2 protein-coding genes and 2 pseudogenes are annotated in these 4,400 nt (G+C 41.8%); 1 reads left to right on the top strand and 3 read right to left on the bottom strand.

The window, feature by feature from the left end:
• Window positions 1-744: 744 nt before the first annotated feature.
• Window positions 745-1,332 (top strand): annotated as a pseudogene (locus OCU21_RS11165) (IS6 family transposase); the annotation flags it as partial.
• 472 nt (window positions 1,333-1,804) lie between these two features.
• Here the strand turns inward: OCU21_RS11165 and OCU21_RS11160 are convergent.
• The 3 genes and pseudogenes from OCU21_RS11160 to OCU21_RS11150 all read right to left on the bottom strand — a co-directional run.
• A complete protein-coding gene (locus OCU21_RS11160; protein ID WP_261807474.1) occupies window positions 1,805-2,485 on the bottom strand; it encodes an ABC transporter ATP-binding protein in 681 nt (226 codons plus the stop codon).
• A gap of 4 nt (window positions 2,486-2,489) precedes the next feature.
• Complete coding sequence (locus tag OCU21_RS11155) at window positions 2,490-3,542, bottom strand: ABC transporter permease (protein WP_261807473.1); 1,053 nt, start codon at window positions 3,540-3,542, stop codon at window positions 2,490-2,492.
• 104 nt (window positions 3,543-3,646) lie between these two features.
• Window positions 3,647-4,400, bottom strand: a pseudogene (locus OCU21_RS11150) (IS5 family transposase); the annotation flags it as partial.

Below are 4,400 nucleotides of genomic sequence, written 5' to 3'. Positions count from 1 at the left end.
CTAAAACTACTAAAAATGTAAGCTTTTATTGGACGCCAAGGCCCAAGCATAACTTTGCAAAACCTAAGCCATGTCTTTTATTTTAGTTTCGACAAAAACAATTTCGTCTGGTGTCAACCCGTACTTTTTATTGGCGCTACGATATTTGGAGTTGATAGGCATTTTGCCTACAAACTCCTTTTTCTATACCATTTTCTACATGACGAAAAACGTGAGCACGCAAAAAGGACGCCACACTATTTCGCGTTCACTGATCCGACCAAAGATAAGAGAATAGGAGTTTGTGTAGTGTCCCTTACAAGCAAGTCTATCCGAATGATTCTGGAAATCAAGGACCCCAACATCATTTTTGCTCAGGATGCCGTAATTGAAGAAATTCAAGGAACTAATGCCCTTTTCTTCTACGCGGAGCTGAAAACACAACCGGAGCGTTGTCCCATCTGTGGATTCATGAGCAAAGTAGTCCGATATGGTTTTGAGCGTTCATGCATTCTAGCCCCAAGTTATACCTACCGACCAACCTATCTCAAACTGAGTCGACAACGTTTTCGATGTGAACTGTGTCGTTCAGTATTTCAAAGTGAGACAGACTACGTCCGCCCACACAGTACCATCAGCACACCGGTGCGGCAGTTGGTCTTGTTTGAGGCACTCTCAAATTACTCGTTAACTGACATCTCACGTCGCTTTCATGTGGCGGATAAGACGGCAGAGCGAATCATTGATGAGGAATCGGCCAAACACATGATGCGCGACCGTGGTATTTTCGTGCATCACACAACCCTCATGCGTTGGGTACAACATTACTCACCGATTATGCGGGCTATATGGCGTAAGCGCCATCGGCGCACTTCCAAAAGTTGGCGTATGGATGAGACCTATATCAAGATCAAAGACCAATGGAATTACCTCTACCGTGCCATTGATGATCAAGGTCTTACGATTGATTTTCAACTGCGTAAGAAGCATGACTTTAACTCGGCCTATCATTTTCTCAAACGCCTTTTAAAGACCTATGGTCTTCCACATCGATTAGTGACTGATCAGTACGGAGCGACCCTAAAGGCAATTAAAAAGCTTACTAGGGAAGGCTATCTGCACAAAGGTGTGTATCAGTGCTCCAAATATCGCAATAATCTGATTGAGCAAGATCACCGTTTTATTAGGCGGCAAGAAGTTCGTTCCGCAAGTTATCAGAACACTCGGACAGCAGCTAGGACATTATACGGCATTGAAACCATGCATGCGATACACAAAAAAAGCCGAAAGAAGCTACTAGGCCTCTTCGGCTTTTCAGCGTATCAAGAAGTCGACCAATTGTTAGCGGCATAAGCTACAACCACTAAACACAGTCACTTTGATCTACGCTTAATTTCAACTTTGAACCATAACCGTTTTTTTGTTTAATGGTATTATAGGCACTATATTAGTATGAATATAGTTGAGACATCACATGTATAAAAACATCAAATCAATCGTTAGCGGATTTAGCGCTTTTCTAATTGCCAAATGGCTCTATCATACTCTGTCACAAGATCCAAACATCAATATTTGGCTGGCTAGATTGCTTCCTATTCTTATCATTTTTATTGTGTTCTTTTCTCTGCAATGGATAATCAACACATTTGAAAAGTAACCTTATAAATTTTAGTTATTATATTGGGCTGAAACCCTTGCTACAAGCGAACTAGCACAAATGCAAGCTCGACAAAAACAAAACTAAATAATCTATTGCCCTTATGATGATATTTTAGCAAACGAGAAAAACTAGTCCGAAATCTCATCATAAGAGCAAGTGTGTTAATCAGTCCGTATTAGATAGTTTTCCGTCGACAATTTTGTAGACATTATCAGAAAACTCTCGCAGACGATCATCGTGCGTGACTATGACGACTGCTTTTTCCTCGTCATGCGCAATATTGGCAAAAAGTTGGCCAACTTCTTTGACACGTGCCGTATCTAAGGCTGCCGTAGGTTCATCGGCTAGGATGATCGCCGGGTCTGTATAAAACGCACGGGCAATTGCAACGCGCTGTTGTTGACCGCCAGACAATTCGCCAGGGTATTTGTTTAATAAATTTTGAATGCCTAGCGTTTCAATAATTTTGTAAAATCCATCTTGACTGAGGTTATTGTTAGGCTTCACCTGGTCAACAAGTTTGAATTGGTCTGCTACGGTTAAATATGGCACGAGATTGTACGCCTGCAAGACGAAACCGATTTGTTCAAGTCGTCTTTTTTCGGCTTCTTTGGTACTCAAATCACTGATATCGTGACCATTCAAACGAACTGAGCCGTATGTTGGTGTTTGTAACCCGCCTAAAATGGTTAGCAAGGTACTTTTACCAGATCCTGAAGGCCCAATGATAAGCGACACCTCACCAGCTTTAAACGCTAAACTGACGTCTTCTAGTGCCGTAACTAAATTGGTTTTCTGACCAAATTGTTTCGTCACGTGTTCAAGGGCTAGTTTTTCTTCACGCATCTTTTTAACCTCCAATTACTGATACCGGATCAATCTTACTAATCACACGAATCGGAATGATTGCACCCAGTAACCCGGTTACCATCAATCCGACCGCAATGAGTCCCATCAATCCCCAATCAAATGCCATTGGTACGCTATCTGGAATCCCAAATTCAGTTAATGCCGATAGTAAGGCACCAACGACGATACCAGTTGCCATGATAAAGAACGTCTCAAATAACGTATTTTGGGCCAAAAAAAGATTTGGAATGCCTTGTGCACGCAAAACTGCCAAGTTAGGCAATTTTTGAACCGTTAGAATGTAGAGGAAGATGGTAATCACAATCAATGAAATGACAATCAGGAATCCAATCATGAGACCAAACGTCGCTTTTTGCGGTGTATAACCTGGCAATTTATTGATAAAGGCTTGGTATGAATAAGTCTTTAATGCTTTATCATCGACCGATTGTGACGTTTTTGAAGCAACGACGCTACCCTGGAATTGATCTGACACGCCCTTAATGATACGCCATTGCGCTAACTCGCCATAAATAACAGGTGCGGTGTTATACGTGGCATTTTTCGCATAACCCACGATTTTATATTTCGTATGAGATAACCCAATCGAAATTTTATCCCCCATACCGTAAATATCCTTATCAACTGAGTCAGCGAGGACGACTTCGTTAGCTGCCTTTGGCAAGTTTCCCTTGGTTAATTGTAGGTTTTTAGCGATGTACTCCTCGTTATTCATCCCAACGAATTGTGCGGATTCACGTTTTCCGCCAATTTTCATATTAACTGGTGTAATGCCAAGTTTTGCGGTTTTGTCGTCGCTTAACTGATCAACCTGTTTCGTTGTCAGTAATGACTGTCCGGCATTGCCATTAGCGTCTTTGGTCATTACAAACGACTTAGACTGCCAGCTGTCCACCGCTGCGGTGTTAGCTGTTGCCAGCCCGAGCGCCAGGGCACTTAAAATGAAAATCAAATAACTGATTAAAACGACGACTGTTAGAATCAAGCCGTACCGTAGTTTTTCTTTTTTAATCTCTCTAATTGCTAAAAACATTTGTTCCTCCTGTATTTGTTGAAGTTCAACAAACTTACTATACACAAGCATACATGATATTATGATGAGATTACAAACTGATTTTTCTAGGATGTGTCTTCAAACTATCTAGTCATTAACACTATTGACGCAGCGTAAACAAATGTTCGGAACACATATGACGTCTTATCGTAGCGAATAGCTACCCGTCTAAAATGTTTAAGCCGATTAAAGAAACACTAAATTGAATGTCTTTCTTTATATATCCACCAGTCTACTGACCATGGTTCTCGATTATTCTCTTTTGGTGGGATTGTATACTTTCCGCCTTGGCTCGTGATAAATTCTCGAATTGCTTTACCACCGTATGCTTTATCGGCAACGACATTAACCCCAGTCAACTGAATGGTTTTCAATAATTAAAGCGCTACGGGACCGTCATGACAATTGCCTTCTGTTAACATAAATTCAACCGGGTTTCCCAATGCATCGACCAGCGCATGTATCTTAGTTGAATTACCACCAACGGAACGACCAATATTATTGCTTTCAAGTTCAGGACCGCTTTGTTTAGCACCTGTACTATGCTGATGCGCAATAACAGCCGTCGAATCAATATGCAGGTATTCCATATCCGCGTCCTCGCGAAGCGCGCGGAAGATACATTCCAATACACAATCGCGGCCCCAGCGGAAAAGCCGTGTATAAACCGACTTCCATGGTCCAAATCGTGCAGGTAAATCACGCCAAGGCGCACCAGCCCGATTGATCCACAGAATTGCATTTAACATGGTCCGATTATCTCGTAATATTGGACGACCTGTACTGTATGGTGGAAATAATGACTCGATCTGGGTCCATTGCTCATCAGCAATCTCA

The sequence above is a fragment of the Lapidilactobacillus luobeiensis genome (assembly GCF_024345205.1).
Taxonomy (GTDB): Bacteria; Bacillota; Bacilli; order Lactobacillales; family Lactobacillaceae; genus Lapidilactobacillus; species Lapidilactobacillus luobeiensis.
Note: the sequence above shows the minus strand (reverse complement) of the source record. Positions and strands in the feature narration are given on the sequence as shown.